Genomic DNA, 22,191 nt, shown 5'->3' with positions numbered 1-22,191 from the left:
TCAGGCTATCCGCTGCACTTACGTTTCTGATTTTATGTCGTGATACCGGGTCTACGCCGGCTTATGGAGATCGTTAACCTCAGGCTGCGCCTAAAGCGGCGTGTTGAGATCGGCATTGCTCTGAGCCGCTGGACCAGTGATAAGTCATCTGCAGAATACGCGCGTCGCCGCTGGCGCGGTGACGAGGCAGTCCCAGCATTTGTTCGACTCTGGCGCGGGTCGCGCCCCAAACTGATTTCTGCGTTTCCGACATCAGCATGCTGAGCGGCTCTACTTTAAATTCCATCGGTACGCCAGCTTCTGCGAACAGCAGAGACAACCAGGCGAAATCCTGTCCCCAGGCGTCGCTATAGATGGTTTGCCCAGCTAATTGGGCGTTAAGATCCCGGGCCACGTCCCGTACATCTTTACCCCGGGCGGCCAAGGTCTGTCGGCTGACGCCGTGAGCCTGTTGGGCGCTTTCATCCCAATCCGTCCAGGTAGGTTGTGGTTTGATCAAACTGCAATAAGAAAATCCATCCGCGCGAATAAAACCTACTTCAATGGGGTAGCTGCCCCGGCCGGAGCCAGAGGCTTCCACATCAATAATCGCAGGCAAGCTAGCTTTTGGTTGGTTTTGAGCCATGTCAACCTCGCGTTGAGTTAATGGTGAGGCTTGATGTACTTCTTCTTATTTTGCTCGGGCCCTTAGGTCCAACGTTTGATACGTGGATCTACGTACCCGCTGTTGAGTGTGCAAGCATGTGTCAAAACCGGACTTTACGCAAGCTATTCTTTATCTATCTGATTTTATTAAGATTTCTTTGTCGTAATTTCTCCGGCGCGAGGCTTGCTCATTGCCGTCCGCATTTCGTCACTGCTTAGGCCCAGGGCGCACAAATGATGCAGTTTGGCGAAGGCCGCTTCCACGGTCATATCTCCGCCTCCCAACAGGCCGGTCTTCGCCAGCTCCGAGCCGGCGGCGTAACTACCCAGATTGACACTGCCGGAAGTGCACTGGGTCAGGCTCGTTAGGACCACGCCGCGTTTATGGGCTTGCTCCAGCGCTTGCAGGAAGGGCTTATCGAGACTGGGTCCGTTGCCGACGCCGTAGGTGCGTAATATCAGCGCGCGGCAGGGCGTCTGCGTCATCGCCTCGATGACTTCCGCTTCAATCCCTGGATACAACGACAATACGCGTACCTGGGCGAAGTTATAATCCGGCAGCTCGAAACGGATCTTATCGGGAACAGGCAGTAGCGCGTGTTGATTCAGCTCAATATAGATGCCGACATCGGCGAGATGGGGATAATTAGGGCTGGCGAATGCTTCAAAACCCGTGGCGAGCAATTTGCTGCTCCGGTTACCTCGCAACAAGACTCCGTTAAAGTACAGGCAAACCTCAGGAATACTGTAGGAGCTGGCGAGTTCAATTGCGGTCACCAGATTGGTCTGGGCGTCGTTGCGCAGTTCGCTGAGGGGAATTTGAGAGCCGGTGACGATGACGGGTTTGGTCAGATCCCGTAACAGGAAGGACAACGCCGAGGCGGTGTAAGCCATAGTATCGGTGCCGTGTAAAACGACGAAGCCGTCGTAATCGTCATAGCGGTCGCTGATGTCTTTGGCGATGCGGGCCCATTCCGGCGGTCTGATGTTGCTGCTGTCAATGGGGTCTGGATATTCGAAGAGGTCGTAATCCGGCATGTCCATGGACAGGCGCGGAGGAATCTTTTCATCGATCAGCTTTTGCAGGCCGCTGACGGCCACATAGCCTTGCGGGGAGCGCACCATGCCAATGGTGCCGCCGGTGTAGATGATGAATATGCGTTTGCTCATTCGGAATCCTCGTTCATCAGGAAGCGTTCAGCCACGCGAGCGAAGAGTTCCGGCTTCTCCGCGTGCAGCCAGTGTCCCGTATGCGGAATGACCCGCAAGCCTGCTGCGGGAAACAAACGCGCTATATGCTCACGATGCTTAGGCTGGATGTAGTCGGAGTTTCCACCCTTGACAAACAAGACGGGTCCGGTGAAAGGCTGCTGTGCATCCTGGCCCGCCATGATATTCATGTAATTCTGCTGAATAGCCGGTAAATTCATGCGCCAGGAAAAGCGTCCGTCTACGCCTTTCTGCAGGTTTTTCAGCAAAAACTGACGCACCGGCAATTCCGGCACGTAGGGTTTGACCAGCTCGTCGGCCTCCTGTCGGGAGGATAACGACGCAGGGTCCAGAGCCGTGAGTCCGGCGAGGATTTCTTTGTGATGAGGTGGATAGGCGACTGGCGCAATGTCCGCCACGATCAGTTTCTCAACGCGCTGAGGGTATTCCAGCGCAATCTGCATGGCGGTCTTGCCGCCCATGGAGTGTCCCAGCAGGTGGGCTTTGGCGATGCCTGCATTGTCCATGTAGCGGATGACGTCCGCCGCCATGAGGGAGTAGTCCATCATCTGCGCATGAGGCGAGCGGCCGTGATTGCGCATGTCCAGGGAGTGAATGACAAAGTTATCGGCAAGCAATCGGGCGATGCCGCCCAGATTTTCCATAGAGCCGAACAGGCCGTGGATCAAAACAAGGGGCGTTTTGTCTCCAGCAGGTTCCTGAGTGTTTCCCTGAACGCGATGATGCAACTGCAGCATTAATGTTTACCTTCAAATAACCAACACCAATAGGCGAGTTCGCCCAAAGCCGTGGAGTTTAGCAGATAGGCGGACTGATGTTTGCCCGCCAGCAGCTGAATCTCCCGGAATACGGTTGGAAGAGGGGTATTGTCCGGCTTGAGCTGGGAAAACTGGGAAATATAGCCCCACATATGCCAGACCGCGTTGCGTAAACCTCCGAGAGGAGGCGGCACGCGCAGGGCGGCGACCAGTTCTTCCGCCAGATCGCCCAAGGCGATTTCCCGGGCGGCGACGGCGCGGCCAAGGGACTGATACATGCCTTGATTACGCGCCATGACCGAGTATTTATGCTGCGCCCACAGGGCCTGATCGTTGCGAGGACTGGGAAGACGCGCGCCGGCTTCCGCTTGCGGCCATTGCTCCTCCACTGGCATGCCGGGGCGAGCGGGCCAGATCAAGGATTCACCTGAGGCGTGAATATAGGGAAGGGTGCTGTTCTGCCGCAGATTAATCTCGCTGACCACCAGGTTATACATGGTCATCAATGCGTCCACGTGTCCCCGCCACGACTTCAGATGGGGATCCTGCTGGATTTTTTCCGGTTTCCTGATGGCTCCCTGCAGCATATTTAGCTGGTGCTGCAGCTGAGGTAGGCTGAGGTAGCCTGGATCGATGTCAAAAAGAAATTGTGGCATAGGGTTCGCCAGATGGCCTCTTGTTCGGTTGGTTGTCTCGTTCTCAATAGTCGTTTTTCTTATGAGTCCGTCATTTACAGCGCCAGACGCCCAAAATAACGTTTTGCAAAGGCAAAATGTAGACGCATGTGCAGCAAAGAACGACATTAATTTCCGCACTATGTGAAAAAAGTATTGCTGTTGCGATGTGAAAGCGCTGTGGTCTCGCGGTTCGGCCTAAAAAATGTCTTATTCGGCCATTGGTCTGTTGCGTGGCGGACTTTTATGATGGTTTTTACGCCGTGTTGCGGCGCATACTCTGAAGCATCGGGACCTGAGCGGTAAATATGAAAAAAAGGTTAGACAAAAAGTAACAGCTTGACGCTGCTGGCGTCAGCCAAAAAGCTTTGGTACCCGATCTGGATATAACAATACCAAGAAGAGCGAGGTCTGCGCATGACTGTGAATACTGGCGCCGAACAAGAATCCCGGCGACTCCATTTTAGAAATTGCACGCTGTGCGAAGCCATGTGCGGCCTGCGCATCGAAACCCATGGCGACGAAGTGGTCAGCATCAAAGGCGACGCCGAGGACCCCTTCAGCGAGGGGTTTATCTGCCCCAAAGCCGTGGCGCTGCAGGATCTTCAGAATGATCCAGACCGCTTGCGCCAACCATTACGTCGCACTGCTGATGGTTGGGAGGAAATTTCCTGGAGCGAAGCCCTGGATTATACCGCGCAGCGTCTGATCCAAGTGCGTGAGGAGCATGGACGCAATGCGTTGGGGGTCTACTTGGGGAACCCCAACGTGCATGACCATGGCAATACTCTTTTCATTCTGCCATTCCTGCGCGCATTAGCCACCAGGAAGCGTTTTTCCGCCACGTCCCTCGACCAGCTTCCGCATATGCTGGCCAATCTCACTATGTTTGGAAATCAGGGGCTGTTTCCAGTTCCTGACATAGATCGTTGCGACCTTTTCGTCTGCATTGGCGGCAATCCTCTGGCGTCCAATGGCAGCCTGATGAGCGCAGGCGGCGTTGAGCGCAGACTCAAGGCCATTCGCGAGCGTGGAGGCAAAGTCGTCACCATTGATCCGCGTAAGGCGGAAACAGCGAAAGTGGCGGATGAACATATCTTTATCAGACCTGGGACGGATGTGTTGCTGTTGCTGGCTATTATCAACGTCCTGTTTGATGAGGATCTGGTCAATCTGGGCCATCTCGCCGACATCACTGAGGATGTAGAGCTACTCAGGTTGGCGGGAGAAGCTTATCCCGCCGAACGCGTCGCGCAAGCGACAGGCGTTGCGGCGGACGACATTAGGAAGCTGGCCAGAGAGCTTGCGCAGACCCGTCAGGCGGTTTTATACGGGCGGATGGGCGTCAGCGTGCAACGCTATGGCGGCTTATGCGTCTGGTTGATTTACTGCATCAATATATTGACTGGCCACCTGGATCGTCGCGGCGGCCTGATGTTTACCCAGCCCGCCATTGACCTTCCCGCCATCGGCGCGATGTCCGGACATAAAGGGCATTTTGATCGCTACCGCAGCAGTGTGCGCGGTTTGCCTGAATTTGGCGGCGAACTACCGGCGGCGACACTGGCGGAAGAGATCCTGACCGAGGGGCCTGAGCAGATTAAAGCCATGGTGGTGGTGGCGGGTAATCCAGTGTTGTCTTCACCCAATGGCGGACGGCTGGACGCAGCGTTCGAGTCCCTGGAGTTTATGGTGAGTATTGATATGTACATCACCGAAACCTCCCGTCATGCGGATATTATTCTCCCGCCCGCTGGCCCCTTGCAACGTAGCCATATCGATATCGTGTTCGCCACGCTGGCGGTGCGCAACACCGTGAAATACTCGCCGCCGCTGTTTCCCAAAGAGGACAACGAGCTGCACGACTGGGAGATATTTCTGGAGTTGTCGCGGCGTTTGAGCAGTCGCGATTTGCGTTCGTCTATCGAAGCGGAAATCAAGTACAAGCTGCTTAAACGCCTGGGACCAGATGGTCTGGCGGATATCTATCTGCAGCTGGGTCCCTATGGCCGCGACCTGCCGGCGTCGGTGCGCTGGTCCGGTTATCTGGAGAGAGCTTTGCAGGCGCTGCATCCCGGACATCCGCTGCGACAGCTCTGGAAACAGGGCCCCTTGAGCGATGAAAATCGCGATCTGCCGAAAGGGCTCTCGATCAAGACATTGCTACAACATCCGCATGGTGTGGACCTGGGACCGCTGCGTCCTTGCTTGCCGCAGCGACTGTTCACCAAGGACAAACGCATTAACCTGGCTCCGAAGATATATCTCAGTGACTTGTCCCGGGTGAAAGCGTTACTGAATGAAAGCGGGGACGACGCGTTGCTGTTGATCGGGCGTCGCCATGTCCGCTCTAACAATTCCTGGCTGCACAATAGTCATCGTCTGGTGAAGGGAAAAAATCGATGCACGCTGCTGATGCATCCTCGCGACGCCAGTCGCTACGGAGTGCGTGATGGCGAAGATGCGGAAGTGCGCTCTCGGGTGGGCGTTGTAGTTCTTCCTGTAGAGGTGACGGAAGATATTATGCCCGGCGTGGTCAGCATTCCCCATGGGTGGGGACATAAGCGCAGCGGCGTTAACTGGAGCACAGCCAGTGCTCATGGGGGCGTCAGTGTAAACGACCTGACTGACGAACTATGGATTGATCCGCTATCCGGCAATGCGGCGCTGAATGGCGTTCCCGTAACAGTGAAGTCCGCAACTGGTCGCAAAGGCAAAAGCCGAAGCGCTGGCGCGCAGAAGCAGGGCGGCTCGGTGGCGGTTTAGCTCAACCCCATCACAGCAGCGCCGCAGTCAGCAGGGATAGCGCCAGCGGCATGGTGACCATGGCCATCAGCGTTTGCGCGCTGATGATGCCCGCCATGAGTGGCGCATCGCCGCCTAGCTGGCGCGCCAGGATGTAGGAGGCTGTCGCAGTCGGCAGGCAGCCAAGTACGGCGAACACCGCGACATTGAGCGGTGGCAGCTGCAACGCCAACGCGCTGCCGACGAATATGAGCGGGAACAAACCCAGCTTGAAGGCGCTGCTGATCATGAGCGAGCTACCGGCGCCCTTCAGGTTGCGCAAGTCCAGAGCCGCGCCAACGCACAGCAAACCCAACGGCAGCGCCATATTGCCCACCAGTTTTAATACTTGGTTGACGGCGTCTGGAAAACCAATCCCCAGACTGTTGAAGGTCAGACCCGCCAGGCTCCCCAGTATCAGTGGGTTGGTGACGATCGCTTTACCCACGCCGCGCCAGCCGGGCGCTGATTGCTCCACATAAAGCGCGAAGGCTCCAATGCACAGCACATTGATCAGGGGGATCATAATGGACATGGACAACGCCGCCAGCGCCAGCCCCTGATCGCCCTGCAACGCCTGCACGGCGGCCAATCCCACATAGGAGTTGAAGCGTACGGCGCCTTGATAAACGGACGTGAAACGAGAGCCTGACCACCGCCGCCAGTGCTGTATCGCCAACATCAAGGCGGATGCAATAACAAACGCCAATAGAATCGCCAGGAATAAACGATCCAGCATCAGTCCGTCCCGTTTGGCGTAGGTGAGCTTATCCACCAGCATCATCGGAAACAGGAAGTAATAAAGAAACTTTTCCGCCGGCGGCCAGAAGCTGTCGCCGGGAAAGTTAAGGCGGCGCATGCCGTACCCGATAAGGATAAGTATAAAAACAGGAATGAGGGCGGCGCTGACCTGCATAGTTAGGCGTCCGTTAGCGTGTCGAAAATGAATATTGTCGGAACTGTCCGCCCTGTTGATCTATACGCAGTAATGGCTAATCGGCGGAATCAGTCGATACCTAATATTTTGTGGAGCTGCACGCTCAAGCGCCATTTTGGGTAGCGCATGCAAAAATCCATCGCCAGCTTGGTATTGTGAATCTTGCGCTCATCTTCGCCTTCTAACGCCAACGGGTTGGCCATGGGAGACAAATAATAGCGTCCGGCGCGAATATCATCGAAGCGTTCCGGCGGCGCTTCTGGTTGCGGATAGACCAGCTTAAGCTCGTCGCACTCTTTTATCACCACTTCTGCGCGGCCTTTGGGACTGACGCATAACCAATCGATGCCGGCGGGAGCGGGCAGGGTGCCGTTGGTTTCCACAGCGACTTCGAAGCCCCTGGCGTGGAATGCTTCGACCAACGGCTCATCCAGTTGCAACAGGGGTTCACCGCCAGTGCAGACGACAAAGCGCTCGGCTTCTTCCTGCGGCCAGAATGACAGAATACGTTCCGCCAGTTCCTCCGCCGTCGCGAACTTGCCGCCATTCTGGCCGTCCACGCCAACGAAGTCTGTATCACAAAAATTGCAGACAGCGCCGGCGCGGTCCTTTTCACGTCCCGTCCACAAGTTGCATTTGCTGAAGCGGCAGAACACGGCGGGGCGTCCTTGGTGCGCCCCTTCCCCTTGCAGGGTGTAGAAAATTTCTTTTACCCGGTACATACAGACTCATACGCCACAGGATCAACCGCATCATTCTTTTCAAAGGCTTCCAGACGCTCGACGCAGGAACCGCACTTGCCGCAGGCTTTTTCGCGGCCGTTGTAGCAAGTCCAGGTTTGTCCGTAATCCAGACCCAACGCCAGACCTCGGCGCAGAATTTCGATTTTCGTTTCGTACAGGTACGGGGCGCGAACTTCAACCGGCTCATAGTTGGCCAGTTTGGAAGCTTCACTCATGATTTCCACGAACGCCGGACGGCAGTCCGGGTAGATGGCGTGGTCGCCGCCATGGGCGCCGTAATAGACAGCTTCGGCTTTGAGTGACACGGCATAGCCAATCGCCAGAGACAGCAGAATCATATTGCGATTGGGTACAACGGTGGACTTCATGTTCTCTTCTTCATAATGCCCTTCCGGCACCTGAATATCGTCAGTCAGAGAAGAACCGGCCAGTAGAGAATTGATGGCGGTAATGTCGATGATCTTATGGGCGACGTTCAGGCTTTCACATACTTGTCTGGCGCAGACCAGCTCCTTGCTGTGTCGTTGCCCATAGTTGAAGGAGAGGGCGAAAACTTCTTTACCTTCCGCCACTAACTCGTTGAGAAGAGTGAATGAGTCCATACCGCCGGAGAAAATGGCGACGGCGCGATTTGGAATAAGGGACGTATCAGACTGATTCATTGCCTACCGCTTGTGAGAGAACAAAAGCGCATTATACCGCGGGCTATAGTGGCTGTCGTCCGTTCATGCCCTGATCCGGACATTGGAAAAGCGGCAATTTGGAGAAAATCTGCTATACAGAAAAGAAGGGCCGGCGTCCCGTGATGCGCCGCGTCCTGGCGTCGTGTCATCGCGATCTCCGCTCCCGGGCGAGAGAAGTACCAAGGGGGAACGCCTATGAGTCCGGTTCAGCTAGCCCTATTGGGTCAGATCTTCGCAGTCGTACTCTGCCTGATCGCCGCTCTGGCGATGCTTGGATTGGGCGCAGAAAGAATGCGCCGTCAGCCGATCAAAATCAAAACGGAAGAAAAGCGGCGTCGCCGTCAGGGCGGCATGTTTATCATCGGCGCGTTAGTCTGGGGCGGACTGGCTTATTTGCAGACGCCAGAGCGCAGCAACTGGGAGATGGCGGCGCAAGCAGAGGATTGGCCCAGTCTGCTCAATATGATGCCCGCCGCTGCGGCAGGCATACCTCCCGAGTTCAGCAATCCCTCCACCGAAGACAATGCGTTAATCACCGCGCGGGTCGCCAGCCTGGCGGAGGAGATGCTGTTGTTCCCGGATAATCCTGATTTCGTCAGCCTGCGCAACTATCTCGCCAGTGAGTTGGTGCAGTCTGAGAAATTTGACCGTTATCCCGATCCGGTGCTGATCGATCTCTCCAGCCGTGCAGACAAGGCCGCCATCAAGTACATCGCGGATGAGCGCCCTGGAATACTTACGGTCATTTACTATACCTCCGGCGCTAAAGATCAGAGTATGCTTGTCTACTGGCCTGAAGTAGCCGGCGACCAAATAATATACACGCCCATATCGGGAGCGTCGGCTAAAGCCGCAGTCATTCTGCTGGAAAAGGAACTTGCTGACGCGGGAGCGGGATAGGCGCTCCGCCGTGTTTAAGATCGACGTCCTCCACATCGGTCCGTTCGCCACAAGGCGCGTTGTTGAAGTGGCCGGTATTTGCGCCCCGTCTTGCGACAGGGGATCGTGGCGGATACGACGCCGCACAGAGGATGCCGTGAGGAGTATGTGAAAAACGAACCGAATATGTCTTTTGAGACAATGGCTTCGCAGATAGAAGCATTACAACAACAACCCTGCTTTATCGATTTTGAAGCATCGAGTTTGGATCTGATTTGCAGTTATCCGATTGAAGTAGGCGTTTGTCTGCCGGATGGCGCCATTCATAGTTGGCTGCTGCGTCCCGCCCCGTTGTGGACGGATTGGTCTGAAGACGCCTGCGCCATTCATGGCATCTCTCGCCAGCAACTGCAGCAGGAAGGCGTCAATGTCGTCGATGTGGCGCATGCGCTCAACGAATTGCTTCCCGAACATGTCTATTGCGACGCCTGGACCTTTGACAGCTTTTGGCTGCATCGTCTGTTCCGGGCCGCCAAGTTACAACCCGCCTTTAAACTGGAATCCATCGCCGCACTTCTGGCTCCGCAACAGGTAAACAACTGGGCGGAGACGCGTCGTCGCGCTATTGAGACATTAGGCGTGGAAACTCACCGCGCCGCCAACGACGCGCAGATTCTCTACACAACCTGGAAAATGGTCATCGAACAAGGCTTGTGATCTGAGTGCAGGCGCAAAAAAAGCGGGAGACTGCTTGCGCCTGCAGTAACCCGCTCAGGAGAGCACTTTTGTGCCTACATTAAGGAAATGCAAGAGGGTATGGAGTGCGTTGGGAGTCCAACGTTCCCGTGTCTTCTAAACCCTACAATTGACACGCTAAAAAGTATGGTTCAGCCCCCCTGCTTTTACTGTAGGTGAATACCGAGGCCCTTATTTCCCTAGGCCTGACGTTAGATTTAGCCTGCCTCAACCGCTTGTAATCCTTGCGCCAAAGCCTTTTGTGTTTGCTCTCGCAACCAGATGTGCGCGGGCTCGCGATCCGTGGATCTGTGCCAGTAGAGATAAGTCTCCAACGGGTTCAGCGTCAGTGGAAAAGGCATGACCTGCAAAGGGATCTTTTGCGTTAGGCGCCGCGCAACCTGCTCCGGCGCGCAGAGGATCAAATCGCTGTTGGCCGCCGTCAACGCCGCGCCGTAAAAGTTAGGGGTTCGCAGTCCCAATTTGCGCTGCAGGCCGTGCCGGGATAACTGGATGTCTTCATATCCGGGTCCATGTTCGCGGGAGGAAACCTGCACGTGGGGCCAACGCAACATTTCCGCCAGATTCCATTCTCCAGCCAAGGCGGGATGGTCTTTGCGCAACAGACAGGCCAAACGATCTTCAAACAGTTTTTCATGACAAATGCTGTCGTCGTGACTGATAAGCACGTCCGCCGCCAGATCAATGCGGCCGCTGGCCAGATCATGCAGGATTTGCTCGCGGGGCGAACGTAGACAGTTAAATACCACTTTCGGGGCGATCACCCGGCAATTCTTGATCAGCGCCGGCAACAGCAGCACATCGAACAAGTCCCTCACGCACAGTCTGAAACTGGTTTCCAATTGCGCAGGGGCGAACTCCTGACTTTGTTGCAGGCCGCGTTGTAACTGATTCAGCGCCTGCCTCACCGTACCGATTAATTGATGGGCGTAAGGGGTTGGCGTCATGCCGCGGGATGAGCGGATGAACAGCTCGTCGCCAAGCGCTTCCCGCAGACGATTGAGAGCATGACTCACGGCTGGCTGGGTCAAATGCAACACTTCCGATGCGCGAGTGATGCCGCCTTCACTATAGATAGCGTCGAACACCACAAACAGATTCAGGTCGATGCGGCTAATATGCATGATTTTTATATTTATATATTTCTATTATTCATTTGTTTAATTATATGGTGGTGACTATGGTTTAGCCATTAACCCAAGCGCTTCCAGCGCGACTGGCGATATGCACTACTGAAACATTCGTCTTTACTGGCCAAACTCTGATTTTGAGGTGAGCAATGGAATTCGATCATTCACCGCGCGCCGCGGACTACATTCAGCGAGTTCGCGACTTTATCCGCGACCGGGTCTTGCCTGCAGAGAGAGAGTATTACGCTCATCTGGCGGAGCCAGGACAGACCTGGACCCAACCGCCGATTATGGAAACCTTAAAAGCGGAAGCGAAACGGGAAGGCTTGTGGAACCTGTTTCTACCGGAAGAGGAATACGGCCCTGGACTCAGCACGCTGGAGTATGCGCCGTTGGCCGAGGAAATGGGGTGGTCGTTTATTGCGCCTGAAGTCTTCAACTGCAACGCGCCGGATACCGGCAACATGGAGGTATTGGCGCGCTATGGTTCCCGCGAGCAGCAGGACGCCTGGCTGAAGCCTCTGCTGGCGGGAGAGATTCGCTCCGCGTTCGCCATGACGGAAAAGGATATCGCTTCTTCCGATGCCACCAATATGCAGGCGACTATTGTTGTTGAAGGGGATGAGGTGGTGGTGAATGGCCGCAAATGGTGGACTTCCAACGCCGGCCATCCCCGTTGTGAGTTTTTTATCTTTATGGGCGTTACTGACCCCGAGGCCGACCGTCACCAACGTCACTCGATGGTCATCGTGCCTCGCAATACGCCGGGTGTGAAGGTGAAGCGCATGCTGCCGGTATTTGGTCAGTTAGATGAACCATACGGTCATGGCGAAGTCCATTTCGAAAATGCGCGCGTCCCCTTAGGCAATGTCATCGCTGGTCCCGGACGAGGGTTTGAAATCGCCCAGGGTCGGTTGGGGCCGGGTCGCATTCACCACTGCATGCGGGCTATTGGCGCAGCGGAGAGGGCGTTACAACTTATGTGTGAGCGGTCATTGAGCCGCGTCGCTTTCGGTAAGCCTCTGGCGAAGCTGGGAGGGAACGCAGACATTATCGCCAACGCGCGTATGGATATTGAAATGGCCCGCCTGCTGACGCTGCAGGCTGCGTATAAAATTGATAAATACGGGGTGTTTGCGGCGATGAGCGAGATCTCGCAAATCAAGGTTGTCGCGCCGAGTTTGTGTCAGCGTATTGTCGATCAGGCGATTCAGATGCACGGCGGCGCCGGCGTCTCAGACGACTTTCCACTGACGGCGCTGTTTGGGTATGCGCGAGTGCTGCGTTTGGCGGACGGGCCTGACGAAGTGCATCGGGCTTTGATTGCCAAATACGAACTTAAGAAATACCAACGATAGACCAGAGGAGGGGATATGCATCGATTTCCAGAAAAGCGCGTTGCGATAACCGGCGCCGCCAGTGGATTGGGACTGGCCACTGCACGGCATTTTCTCAGCCGGGGTTGGCGGGTGGCGTTTGCGGACGTGCAGGACGACACCGGAAACGCCATCGTTGCGTCGCTGGGTTTGCCAGAAAACCGCGCCTTTTATCAACATGTAGACGTCACCAAGGTGCGGGATATTCAAGCGTGGCGACGCAAAATTGTAGAGCTGTGGGGCGGCCTGGATATTCTGGTCAATAACGCCGGCGTAGCCGCCCATGGCGGAATTGACGAAGCGCCGCTGGAAGACTGGGAATGGGTGATCGATATTGACCTCATGGGCGTGGTGCGTGGCTGCAAAGAATTCGCGCCGTTGTTCAAACGGCAGCGCTCCGGCCAAATCGTTAATATCGCCTCCATGGCGGGGCTGGTGCATGCCCCGGAAATGGGCTCGTATAACGCCGCCAAAGCTGGCGTCGTGGCGCTTTGTGAAACCCTGGTTGGCGAGTTGTCGCCCTTTGGCGTTGGCGTCAATGTCGTCTGTCCTGGCTTTTTCTCGACCGGACTGGCGAGTACGGCGCGCTCTCCGAATCCGAAACTCAAAGAGACCATGGAAAAGCTGTTCGCAGGCTCCAAGCTGAGCGCGGCGGATGTGGCGGAACGTTTGTATGACGGTGTGGAGAAGCAGCATTTCTACATCTTGCCTCACGCCAATTACCGGCTGTTGTGGTGGTTAAAAAGATACGCGCCCGCAGTCTACCTGCGCAGCATGAAGACCCTGGGACGTCGCCTTTTGGCGAAGCGACAGGACAATGATGAGAGCGTGGAAACGACGGAAAAGGGGCGAGCAGTAGGATGAGTGCGATGACATTTGCTGACAGCGCGGGTGCGGTTCGCGCAGGTGAAGAACTCAACGCAGCGGCGATAGACGCTTTTCTCAAGCAGCATCTGTCGGGACTGTCTGGCGAACTGCGGATTCAGCAGTTTCCCGGCGGCGCCTCCAATCTGACTTATTTGCTGCAATATCCCGGTCAGGAATTTGTTTTGCGCCGCCCGCCCTTTGGGCGCAAGGCGAAATCCGCTCATGATATGGGACGCGAATACAAAGTGATGCAGGGTTTGCGGGGGATATACCCCTATGTGCCTGCGATGGTGGCGTTTTGTGAGGATGAGAATGTTATCGGCGGCGAATTCTACGTCATGGAGCGTCTCAAGGGTGTCATCCTGCGTGGCGATCCGCCAGCGGGAATGCCGTTCAGTGAAGCGGATCAGCGCGCACTGTGCCATAACATGGTGGATCGACTGGCTGAGCTGCATCAGGCGGACTGGGAGAGCACGCCCCTGAAAGCGTTATTGAAGGAAGGCGACTACGTCGAGAGGCAGATTGATGGCTGGTGTGATCGCTATCGACGCGCCAGGACGGAGGACGCGCCGGACTTCGAAGAAGTGATGGCCTGGTTGCAGCAGCAAAAGCCGAAGCAGATACGACAATGCCTGGTGCATAACGACTATCGCTTTGACAATCTGGTTTTGGACGCCGATAACCTGATGAACATTATCGGCGTGCTGGACTGGGAAATGGCCACCATTGGCGATCCGTTGATGGACTTGGGCAATAGTCTGGCGTACTGGGTGCAACGGGATGACCCGGCCCCCTTGCATATGCTGCGGCGTCAACCCACGCACTTGCCGGGGATGATGAGTCGTGCGGAAATTGTCGACTATTACCTGCAGCGAGCCAATCTGAGTATTCCCAGCTTTGATTTTTATGAGGTGTACGGCATGTTCCGATTGGTCGTCATCATTCAGCAGATCTATTACCGCTTCCACCATGGCCAGACGCAGGACAAACGTTTCGCCAGCTTTATTCAGGCAGTGAAATATCTGGACGGCTATCTAAGGGACAAAATCCATGCGTCCTCTTTGTCCTGATTGGGGTTACATAGTCGTGCTCGGGCTTGTACTCGATATTACAAGTGAGCGCGGTTAATGGGCGCGGTCTATTTAATTCGCCATGGGCAAGCCAGTTTTGGCGATAACGATTACGACAGGTTGTCTGAACTCGGGCGCCTTCAGGCGCAGAGGCTGGGAACATTCCTGGTTGAAAAAGGTCTGCGTCTGGATGCGTGGCGAAGCGGTTTGCTGATGCGTCAGATAGACACCGCATCCATAGCGCTCAACGCGATGGGCGCAGAGGCGGAAGTCCTTCGCAGCCATGGCTTCAATGAGTTCGACCATGTGGCTGTATTAGCCAAAGTGTTGCCTGAACTGGCGCAGCGGGATGCGGATGCTGCGGCCTTTGTGAGCGGAAAGATCGACCGTCGGCGCAGCTTTCAGAAAGTGTTTGAAAAGGTGATTGCCGCCTGGCTGGAAAAAGACTCATGGGAGGACATGGATTCCTGGTCGACATTCAGCGATAGAGCTGCTCAGACATTTGAAGCCACACTGGAGGAAGTCGGCGGCGGCCGCAATATCGCCATCGTGACTTCTGGCGGCGTCATTACCGCGATACTGCAGAAAGTGCTTGGCCTGTCTTCAGCTGCGGCGTTCAGCATGAACTGGTCTATTGTGAACGCCTCCATCACCAAAATCATGTATAGCGGCGGCGGGCGTCGCTCGCTGGCTTATTTCAATAATTACAGTTATTTGCAGTGCGGCAGGGATCGCAGTTATGTCACCTGGCGCTGAACTGATGCGAACATAAAGGGCCTGATTATGCATAAAGACTTATTTCAACTGACGGGACAGATTGCGCTGGTCACTGGCGCCAGCCGCGGGATCGGTGAATCCATCGCCAGGACATTGGCGCAATATGGGGCGCACGTAATTGTGTCCAGTCGCAAAATAGAAGGCTGTGAATCTGTGGCTCAGTCGATTCGCGACCAGGGCGGTTCTGCTGAGGCGATTGCCTGTCATATTGGCGAGATGGAGCAAATATCCTCACTCTTCGAGCAGATAAAAGAAAAGCACGGCAAGCTGGATATCCTGATTAACAACGCGGCCACCAACCCGTATTTCGGACATGTGCTGGAAACGGATCTGGGCGTATTTCAAAAGACCGTTGATGTGAACATCCGTGGTTACTTCTTTATGTCAGTGGAAGCCGGCAAACTCATGCGCGCGCAGAAGAGCGGCAAGATTGTGAATGTGGCGTCGGTCAACGGCGTCATTCCTGGTCACTTTCAAGGCATCTATTCCATCACCAAAGCTGCGGTCATCAGCATGACTAAAACTTTCGCCAAGGAGTGCGCAGGCCTGGGGATTCGAGTGAATGCGTTGCTGCCTGGGGGCACAGACACCAAATTTGCATCTGCGCTTACGCAGAATGAAGCAATACGTAAACAGTTGCTGCAGCATGTGCCGATGAATCGCATCGCAGAACCCACGGAAATGGCTGGCGCCGTGCTGTATCTGGTGAGCGACGCAGCGTCCTATACGACAGGGTCTGTGCTGGCGGTGGACGGCGGTTACCTGATTTCGTAAACCGCATGGGACGTAACGCCAAGTCGCTGCGTCCCATGGATTGCTGATTCAGGACTCTGGTGGTTGTGTCTGAATGAAGGAGTCGCGCTTGAACAAACGGTCCACATAGTCCGCAAGGTGCGGGTGGTTATTGCGCCATCCAGAATCGCCGAAGCGGAAATCATACCAGCCCACTACACTGCCAATGGCGATGTCCGCCAGTGTGAGGTGGTCTTCATATACCCAATGCTTACCGACAGTGGCCTTTTCCAAGGCGGCCAGGCCGCGCTCTACTTTCTGCTCCTGACGGGTGATCCATTCCGGGCCTTGTCGCTCAGTTGGGCGCTTTTTCTCCAGAAAGATGGCGATGGCCGCTTCGCAAACGCCGTCCGCCAGCGCTTCCAACTGGCGTACTCTGACTGCGTCGATAGACTTGATTGGAATCAGGCGATGGCGGGTTTCCAGAGTCTCGATATATTCGGCGATAACCGGCGAATCAAACCAGATCTCGCCATGTTCGTCGATTAATACGGGGACTTTGCCCAATGGGTTGAATTTCGGTACGGATGTATCCGCATTCCAGGGAATCTCTTCCAGCAGGGAAAACGGAAGCCCCTTTTCCAATAATTGTATGCGGATCTTCCTGACAAAAGGACTGGTAAGTGAACCGATGAGCTGCATGTGCTGTCTCCGTTAACAACTCCCTATCGTTGAGGTCTTCTATAGTCAATAACTTAGACGGCTGACGTCAACTGTTTTTGTTCACTGTAAAAAATGCTGACGCTGAAACGAAAAACGCCGGCGGATGCCGGCGTTTGCATGTCATTAGTCTTCGCGCTATCAGGCTGAACGGCGACGGAAAACCAGTAATCCGGCTATTGCGATGCCGAATAACGCCAAGCTCGCAGGCTCAGGGACTTCCCGGCGGTTGTAGCTGCCGTCATGAGAGAACGGCGCGAATGCTACTATCGGTTTTTTCAAGTCGAAGTCCAGCGCGTACAGGTCAAAGTGCAGCCCGGTCCCGGTAAAGCCGGAAACATCGAAGTCAAAGGCGTTGTAATACAGGTAGTCGCCGGAGCCGCCGTACAGAGCGAAACCATCGGGATCGTCCTGCACGTTGTAAGGCGTGGCTTTATTACCTGTGTCGAAGGAGAAGTCGACTTCGTAGTAATAAGTGTCGTAAATACCGTGTCCTGGCAGATCAGTGCTGCTGGAGACAGCTTCGACCGGCGGGGTGCCGTAAGTCATATCGTCGGTAATATCAATGGTGATGCCATTGACGACAATGCTGCCTAAGTCAGTCGGCGTCGACAGTTTTGGCGTGACGGCGATGCTAAGGCGGAAATCAAATAAACCAGCGTCAACGATACCTGTATCGGCTAAGGCATAAAGTGTAAAGGCGGTGGCGCTGGTTACCGAATCCTCGGAGGCCATGTCATAGGTTCCATCTTCAATTCCAATTTGCAACGCCGGAAGAGCGAATGCTCCAGCTGAGGCGAGCATGGCAGATGAAAAGACAAACGCTTTGAGTGAGGTTGTTGTTTGTTTCATGACTCTTGAGCCTGTACTGCGAGTGTGGTTAATGACAGGGTGGACTACACCAGATAACAGGCAATTACCTCGCCATACTAAAAGTTAATGAATATGGTCAGGTACTTGGTGAGTTACGTGATGTTACAAAGACATTGTTAATGTAAATTTTTGTGACACATGTCGAAAATTGAATGGCGTTAATTTGACAGGTTCGATCCATAAGGCTCTGGGATACAAGGGCGTGAGGGATGAACTTATCGCAAGGTTCACTGTAAATTGCTTGTTTTTGCTATGCTGAGCCCCCATCAAGCGGGAAGTTATTCCATTACGACACTTTTTCTCAATCTTGTACGACTTAGGCGGAGATCATGGAGCGTTTTATTGAAAATTTGATGTATTCAGCGCGCTGGATACTGGCCCCGATTTATCTGGGCTTAAGCCTGGCCTTGTTAGCGTTGGGCGTGAAGTTCTTCCAGGAGATCTTCCATGTAATGCCGGTGATCTTCTCCATGAAAGAAGCGGATCTGGTGCTCGTGGTGCTGTCGCTGATTGATTTGGCTCTGGTTGGCGGCTTGCTCGTAATGGTGATGTTCAGCGGCTATGAAAACTTTGTCTCACAGTTGGATATCGCCGAAGGGCAGGAAAAACTGAGCTGGCTGGGTAAAGTGGATTCCGGCACGCTGAAAAACAAAGTGGCGGCGTCTATTGTCGCTATTTCTTCCATTCATCTGCTGAAAATATTCATGAATGCGGAGAATGTGGAGGAAACCTATTTGCTTTGGTACGTGATCATCCACATGACTTTTGTTGTGTCCGCGTTCTGCATGGGATATCTGGACAAGATCACCCGCAAGGAACACTAACGTTCATAGTGGCTGGGCGTAGATGCCTGCAAGCTAAGCGAAATACGGTTATGGCGGATAAAACCGGGGCCTTTGAGCCCCGGTTTTTCGTTGGCGTCTTAGTGTAGCTTGAGACGTGGCCGAATGATCTTGTTGATGCGCGCGGAAAACATGATCAACGCGGTTTTGATATAGCCATGCAAAGCGATTTGATGCAGGCGATACAGGGAAATGTAAACGAAGCGCGCGATGCGTCCCTCGATCATCATGGACTTGCCTGTCAGATTCCCCATCAAATTACCGACAGTGGAGTAGCGGCTTAGCGACACCAAAGAACCGTGATCCTTATAGATATAGGATTTTACCGGCTTGTTGGCCAACAGGTGGCGCAGGTTAACATAAACATGGCTGGCCATCTGATGGGCGGACTGCGCCCGCGGCGGTACTTTGGAGCCGTCCGGCTGGGGACAGCTGGCGCAGTCGCCGATAGCGAAGATGCGGTCGTCTTTGGTTGACTGCAGGCTGGGTAACACCTCGACCTGATTGTTGCGGGTGGTTTCCAGTCCGTCGATGCCCTGGAGAAAATCCGGGGCTTTGACGCCCGCCGCCCAAACGCGCATGTCGGCGGTGATGAACTCGCCGTCGCCGGTTTCGAAGCCTTTATCCGTGACCTTGGTGACTTTGGTGTTGGTCTTGATGGCTATGTTCAGCTTGCCCAGTTCTTCGACCACCGCGTTGGAGATGCGCGTCGGCAGGACGGGCAAGACTCTGGGACCGGCTTCGATGATGGTCACTTTCAGATTCTGGGGGCCTAACTTCAGACCGTAAGCGCCGAGCAGCGCAGTGGTGTTGTGCAGCTCTGCGGCCAGTTCCACGCCTGTGGCGCCGGCGCCGACAATACCTATTTCCAATACAACCGGCTTACCTTCCGACGCCTGACTGCTGAGGCGCAGGTAAGTGTTGATGAGATTCTTGTGGAACAGGTCGGCTTGTTTGCGGCTGTCGAGGAACGCGCAGTACTCGGCGGCGCCTGGCGTGCCGAAGTCATTGGTCTGGCTGCCGAGGGCCAGCACCAGATAGTCATAAGCGAGCGTGCGTTCAGGACTGATTTCATCGCCCCTCGCGTCATGCATGGGCGCCAGGCTTATCGTGCGCGCCTGGCGATCCAGACTGTGCATTTTGCCGAGGTGGAAGGTGAAGCCGTGGAAGAAAGCGTGGGAACGATAGCTGATTTCGTCGATGCCGGAATCCATGGAGCCAGTGGCGACTTCATGTAGTAACGGCTTCCATAAGTGGGTGGGGTTGCAATCCACAAGGTGGACCTCCGCCCGCTTCTTCTTCCCGAGCGCATTGCCCAGGCGGGTGACCAGCTCCAGCCCCCCTGCGCCGCCGCCGACGACGACTATTTTAGGTATGCTCATAAAACAACTCCCCGAAATAGCTAGGGATTATAAGACGAAATACCCAGGAAATCCCGGCTACGGTAAAGAAAATCCGCTGACTTGCATATGGGGGAGTTGAGATGGAGTCTGTCTTGGGCTTCCGCCCTGAATGGCCAAAAAAGGGAGGGCCTTTTGTCCGCCTGGATCCAGCGGGCGCGCCCTCCAAAAAGCAGGCCTGTAAAACGTACGTCTCGGCGTCGGGTGAATCAGGGTCGGTCCATCACCTTCAGGAATCATGCTGAGACGTCCATTGGCGGCCGGCTTGCGTTGAATCAGCGTTGCAACCGAGAGCGGCTCTTTTGGAGCCTGTCGCCCTGAATGCGCCGGCGAAATCGGTCCGCCGCCTTGATCAGGACGCCTTAACGCTGCGTTTTCCCTCGAGTGCGGCAGTCTAGGGAGAAATGCGCCCCCCTGCATCCGTATAGGATACGGACCTGGGAGGGGCGCCCTGACGGGAGCTTATTCTTGTTTTGTCCCTTGGCGGGGCGTACCGGTGGGGTTATCCGGTAGCCTGCAACGGCTGATCCTGATGGTTCGACTGATACTCTGTGATGTAACTGCCTCCCATCAATACGAGCGGAATGTGCAGTTTGTTACGTATCAGCAAGTCAAAGAACTTGATTTTGTTAGTGATGGAAAACTTGTTTTTGATGTTTTCCCGGTAAGTCTCCACCGTTCGTGGCGACAAACCCAGCACCTGGCTGCTTTCTTTCGCGGATAAACCGCATAGCCAGAGTCCGATGGTCTGCGCTTCTCGGATGGAAATTGGAACGCCGCTCAGCCGCGCTAGCGACGGCAGCAGATCGTCTTCCGCAGGCGCGCTGCGGTACACAGTGGGGAGGTCATTTCCTTTTGTAACCATGGTAAGCACTTTTACGTCCTATCCTTACATCCATTACTGTTTAACATGTCCCTTTTTGGCGCGGTCCTTGATCGGGAATCATTCCCTATCTGCGCCCAGCGAGTGCTCTATTGTTATCTTATGACGCTAACTGATTAAAAAATAATGATTAATTTTCATTTTGTGTTGCCGTAAAGTAATCATGTTGTATTAAAGGGAAATTTTACATGACTAGGGAACAGCTACGCATATTCGCCGCAGTGGTGAGCGAAGGCGGGTTCAGGGCGGCGGCCAAAAAATTCTACCGCAGCCAATCCGCGATAAGCAAAACCATACGTGCGCTGGAGGAGGAAATTGGCTTCCTGTTGTTTCAGCGCGACCGATACCGCCCGAAACTGACCGAGAAAGGGGAAGCCTTCTCCGGAAAAGTGAACGAACTTCTGGTGAAATTCTCCGATCTTGACTCCTACACTCGCGAACTGGCCATGGGATACGAGCCCGTCATCCGCGTCGCCGTCAATCACATATGTCCATTGGAGAAAGTGTTGCCGTCTCTGCGCGAGTGCGCCGCGCGCTACGCCAATACTCAGGTGGATTTCTACATTGAAACCCTGGAAGGCGCCATGCAGCGTTTGCAGGAGAACCACGCTGACATCGCCATCACGTATCAGGAGCGCGTGCACGCCTCGCTGGAAGCCGCACCGTTCAGCCAGATTGTCTTGAAAGTCGTGGCCACGCCGGATTATCTCGACAACCTGCTGCGCTGCGACAATGGCGAACCAGATCTCTGCCGAAGCACCCAGATAGTGGTGGAGGACAGCGCCATCAAGCGCCTGGATGAGCGCTATCTGCTGGTGGATAACGGCGGTAAGTGGGCGGTTAACGACCACAATCTGAAAAAGCGCATGATCCTGGCCGGTCTGGGCTGGGGGCGTCTGCCTTTGCATGAAATCAAAGATGAGCTGGCCCAGGGCAAGCTGCTGCCGGTGCCCCATATTCCCTGTGACGCCACTGAAAAAGTCGATCTTTATGTGCTGCGCAAATTGGAGAAGCCTCACGGTCCCGCTGTGCGCTTCTTATGGGAAAGTCTCACCCGGGCGACGCAAAGAGTTGGCGCGGCTGAGCCGGTCGCGGCTATTTGAGGGAAATATGCCGGCAATGTCGGGGAAAGTATAAGCATCTTCCCTGATAACCGTAATAATCGCGGATACTGACCTATTGGGCCTGCTGCTAAGTTCTGCTGCGCACTCCGGCCCGCCGTCCATGATCAGGGCCGCTCATCAAGTCGGCAGGACGGCGCGCAACAGATTGTTGCCGCGCATCTATGGTCATGACCGCGTCCGGGACCATATTCCAGGGAAACGTAAGTAAAGGAAGATGTTATGGACGCTGAAAGAGCTGTCGCCAGCGCGCTCTTACGGTTATCGCCGCCATTCGACTCAGCGCGCGCAAGCGCTGGGTATGGCGCCAC

22 protein-coding genes are annotated in these 22,191 nt (G+C 54.9%); 10 read left to right on the top strand and 12 right to left on the bottom strand.

Going from position 1 to position 22,191, the window contains the following annotated elements:
* Window positions 1–79: 79 nt before the first annotated feature.
* From EUZ85_RS00830 to EUZ85_RS00815, 4 genes are all read right to left on the bottom strand, one after another.
* On the bottom strand, window positions 80–625 hold the full coding sequence (locus EUZ85_RS00830) for a hypothetical protein (protein ID WP_127974061.1): 546 nt from the start codon (window positions 623–625) through the stop codon (window positions 80–82).
* A 167-nt stretch (window positions 626–792) separates the two neighbouring features.
* Window positions 793–1,815: an asparaginase gene (gene ansA, locus EUZ85_RS00825; protein WP_127974060.1), complete on the bottom strand. Its 1,023-nt coding sequence runs from the start codon at window positions 1,813–1,815 to the stop codon at window positions 793–795.
* Complete coding sequence (locus tag EUZ85_RS00820) at window positions 1,812–2,612, bottom strand: alpha/beta fold hydrolase (protein ID WP_127974059.1); 801 nt, start codon at window positions 2,610–2,612, stop codon at window positions 1,812–1,814. The genes ansA and EUZ85_RS00820 overlap by 4 nt, the downstream gene beginning before the upstream one ends.
* Window positions 2,612–3,289: a DUF1722 domain-containing protein gene (locus EUZ85_RS00815; protein WP_164887409.1), complete on the bottom strand. Its 678-nt coding sequence runs from the start codon at window positions 3,287–3,289 to the stop codon at window positions 2,612–2,614. The genes EUZ85_RS00820 and EUZ85_RS00815 overlap by 1 nt, the downstream gene beginning before the upstream one ends.
* A 435-nt stretch (window positions 3,290–3,724) precedes the next feature.
* Here EUZ85_RS00815 and EUZ85_RS00810 point away from each other — a divergent pair, with 435 nt between their 5' ends.
* Window positions 3,725–6,073, top strand: coding sequence for a molybdopterin oxidoreductase family protein (locus tag EUZ85_RS00810; protein ID WP_127974057.1), 2,349 nt, complete (start codon window positions 3,725–3,727; stop codon window positions 6,071–6,073).
* A gap of 10 nt (window positions 6,074–6,083) precedes the next feature.
* Here the strand turns inward: EUZ85_RS00810 and EUZ85_RS00805 are convergent, their stop codons facing one another.
* The 3 genes from EUZ85_RS00805 to queC all read right to left on the bottom strand — a co-directional run bounded on the left by EUZ85_RS00805 (window position 6,084) and on the right by queC (window position 8,433).
* On the bottom strand, window positions 6,084–7,007 hold the full coding sequence (locus tag EUZ85_RS00805) for an AEC family transporter (protein ID WP_127974056.1): 924 nt from the start codon (window positions 7,005–7,007) through the stop codon (window positions 6,084–6,086).
* An 89-nt stretch (window positions 7,008–7,096) separates the two neighbouring features.
* Entirely contained in the window at window positions 7,097–7,750 is a 654-nt protein-coding gene (queE, locus tag EUZ85_RS00800) for a 7-carboxy-7-deazaguanine synthase (protein ID WP_127974055.1), read from the bottom strand.
* Window positions 7,738–8,433 carry a 7-cyano-7-deazaguanine synthase QueC gene (gene queC, locus EUZ85_RS00795; RefSeq protein WP_206617978.1) on the bottom strand — a complete coding sequence of 232 codons (696 nt, stop codon included), beginning with the start codon at window positions 8,431–8,433 and terminating at the stop codon, window positions 7,738–7,740. Before queC ends, queE begins: the two co-directional genes overlap by 13 nt.
* A gap of 216 nt (window positions 8,434–8,649) precedes the next feature.
* Here queC and EUZ85_RS00790 point away from each other — a divergent pair, with 216 nt between their 5' ends.
* Window positions 8,650–9,354, top strand: coding sequence for a hypothetical protein (locus EUZ85_RS00790; protein ID WP_127974054.1), 705 nt, complete (start codon window positions 8,650–8,652; stop codon window positions 9,352–9,354).
* A gap of 165 nt (window positions 9,355–9,519) precedes the next feature.
* A complete protein-coding gene (locus EUZ85_RS00785; RefSeq protein ID WP_241566918.1) occupies window positions 9,520–10,050 on the top strand; it encodes a hypothetical protein in 531 nt (176 codons plus the stop codon).
* A gap of 236 nt (window positions 10,051–10,286) precedes the next feature.
* Here EUZ85_RS00785 and EUZ85_RS00780 read toward each other — a convergent pair whose 3' ends face one another.
* Window positions 10,287–11,213, bottom strand: a complete 927-nt coding sequence (locus EUZ85_RS00780) for a LysR family transcriptional regulator (RefSeq protein WP_127974053.1) — start codon at window positions 11,211–11,213, stop codon at window positions 10,287–10,289.
* Between the two features lie 155 nt (window positions 11,214–11,368).
* Here EUZ85_RS00780 and EUZ85_RS00775 point away from each other — a divergent pair, with 155 nt between their 5' ends.
* Genes EUZ85_RS00775 through EUZ85_RS00755 form a run of 5 tightly spaced genes read left to right on the top strand, consistent with a single transcriptional unit; the run spans window position 11,369 to window position 16,083 of the window.
* The gene (locus EUZ85_RS00775) at window positions 11,369–12,577 is read left to right on the top strand and encodes an acyl-CoA dehydrogenase family protein (protein WP_127974052.1); all 1,209 of its coding nucleotides are present in this window, start codon (window positions 11,369–11,371) and stop codon (window positions 12,575–12,577) included.
* Between the two features lie 15 nt (window positions 12,578–12,592).
* A complete protein-coding gene (locus EUZ85_RS00770; protein WP_127974051.1) occupies window positions 12,593–13,459 on the top strand; it encodes an SDR family oxidoreductase in 867 nt (288 codons plus the stop codon).
* Window positions 13,460–13,464: 5 nt separating this feature from the next.
* On the top strand, window positions 13,465–14,532 hold the full coding sequence (locus EUZ85_RS00765) for a phosphotransferase family protein (protein WP_127974050.1): 1,068 nt from the start codon (window positions 13,465–13,467) through the stop codon (window positions 14,530–14,532).
* A 57-nt stretch (window positions 14,533–14,589) separates the two neighbouring features.
* The gene (locus EUZ85_RS00760; RefSeq protein WP_127974049.1) at window positions 14,590–15,288 is read left to right on the top strand and encodes a histidine phosphatase family protein; all 699 of its coding nucleotides are present in this window, start codon (window positions 14,590–14,592) and stop codon (window positions 15,286–15,288) included.
* Window positions 15,289–15,315: 27 nt separating this feature from the next.
* On the top strand, window positions 15,316–16,083 hold the full coding sequence (locus EUZ85_RS00755) for an SDR family oxidoreductase (protein ID WP_127974048.1): 768 nt from the start codon (window positions 15,316–15,318) through the stop codon (window positions 16,081–16,083).
* Between the two features lie 48 nt (window positions 16,084–16,131).
* On the opposite strand, the gene EUZ85_RS00750 is transcribed toward EUZ85_RS00755, so the two are convergent.
* Window positions 16,132–16,743, bottom strand: coding sequence for a glutathione S-transferase (locus tag EUZ85_RS00750; protein WP_127974047.1), 612 nt, complete (start codon window positions 16,741–16,743; stop codon window positions 16,132–16,134).
* A 159-nt stretch (window positions 16,744–16,902) separates the two neighbouring features.
* Window positions 16,903–17,613 carry a choice-of-anchor N protein gene (locus EUZ85_RS00745; RefSeq protein WP_127974046.1) on the bottom strand — a complete coding sequence of 237 codons (711 nt, stop codon included), beginning with the start codon at window positions 17,611–17,613 and terminating at the stop codon, window positions 16,903–16,905.
* Between the two features lie 350 nt (window positions 17,614–17,963).
* Here EUZ85_RS00745 and EUZ85_RS00740 point away from each other — a divergent pair, with 350 nt between their 5' ends.
* Window positions 17,964–18,458 (top strand): TIGR00645 family protein, encoded by a 495-nt coding sequence (locus tag EUZ85_RS00740; RefSeq protein ID WP_127974045.1) that lies wholly within the window; start codon window positions 17,964–17,966, stop codon window positions 18,456–18,458.
* A 98-nt stretch (window positions 18,459–18,556) separates the two neighbouring features.
* Here the strand turns inward: EUZ85_RS00740 and EUZ85_RS00735 are convergent, their stop codons facing one another.
* Together EUZ85_RS00735 and EUZ85_RS00730 are read right to left on the bottom strand one after the other, a co-directional pair.
* On the bottom strand, window positions 18,557–19,858 hold the full coding sequence (locus EUZ85_RS00735; protein ID WP_127974044.1) for an NAD(P)/FAD-dependent oxidoreductase: 1,302 nt from the start codon (window positions 19,856–19,858) through the stop codon (window positions 18,557–18,559).
* Window positions 19,859–20,378: 520 nt separating this feature from the next.
* Window positions 20,379–20,741: a LuxR C-terminal-related transcriptional regulator gene (locus EUZ85_RS00730; protein ID WP_127974043.1), complete on the bottom strand. Its 363-nt coding sequence runs from the start codon at window positions 20,739–20,741 to the stop codon at window positions 20,379–20,381.
* Between the two features lie 206 nt (window positions 20,742–20,947).
* On the opposite strand from EUZ85_RS00730, the gene EUZ85_RS00725 reads away from it, so the two are divergent.
* Entirely contained in the window at window positions 20,948–21,862 is a 915-nt protein-coding gene (locus EUZ85_RS00725) for a LysR family transcriptional regulator (RefSeq protein ID WP_127974042.1), read from the top strand.
* The last annotated feature ends 329 nt before the right edge of the window (window positions 21,863–22,191 follow it).

The sequence above is a fragment of the Hahella sp. KA22 genome (assembly GCF_004135205.1).
GTDB lineage: Bacteria > Pseudomonadota > Gammaproteobacteria > Pseudomonadales > Oleiphilaceae > Hahella.
Note: the sequence above shows the minus strand (reverse complement) of the source record. Positions and strands in the feature narration are given on the sequence as shown.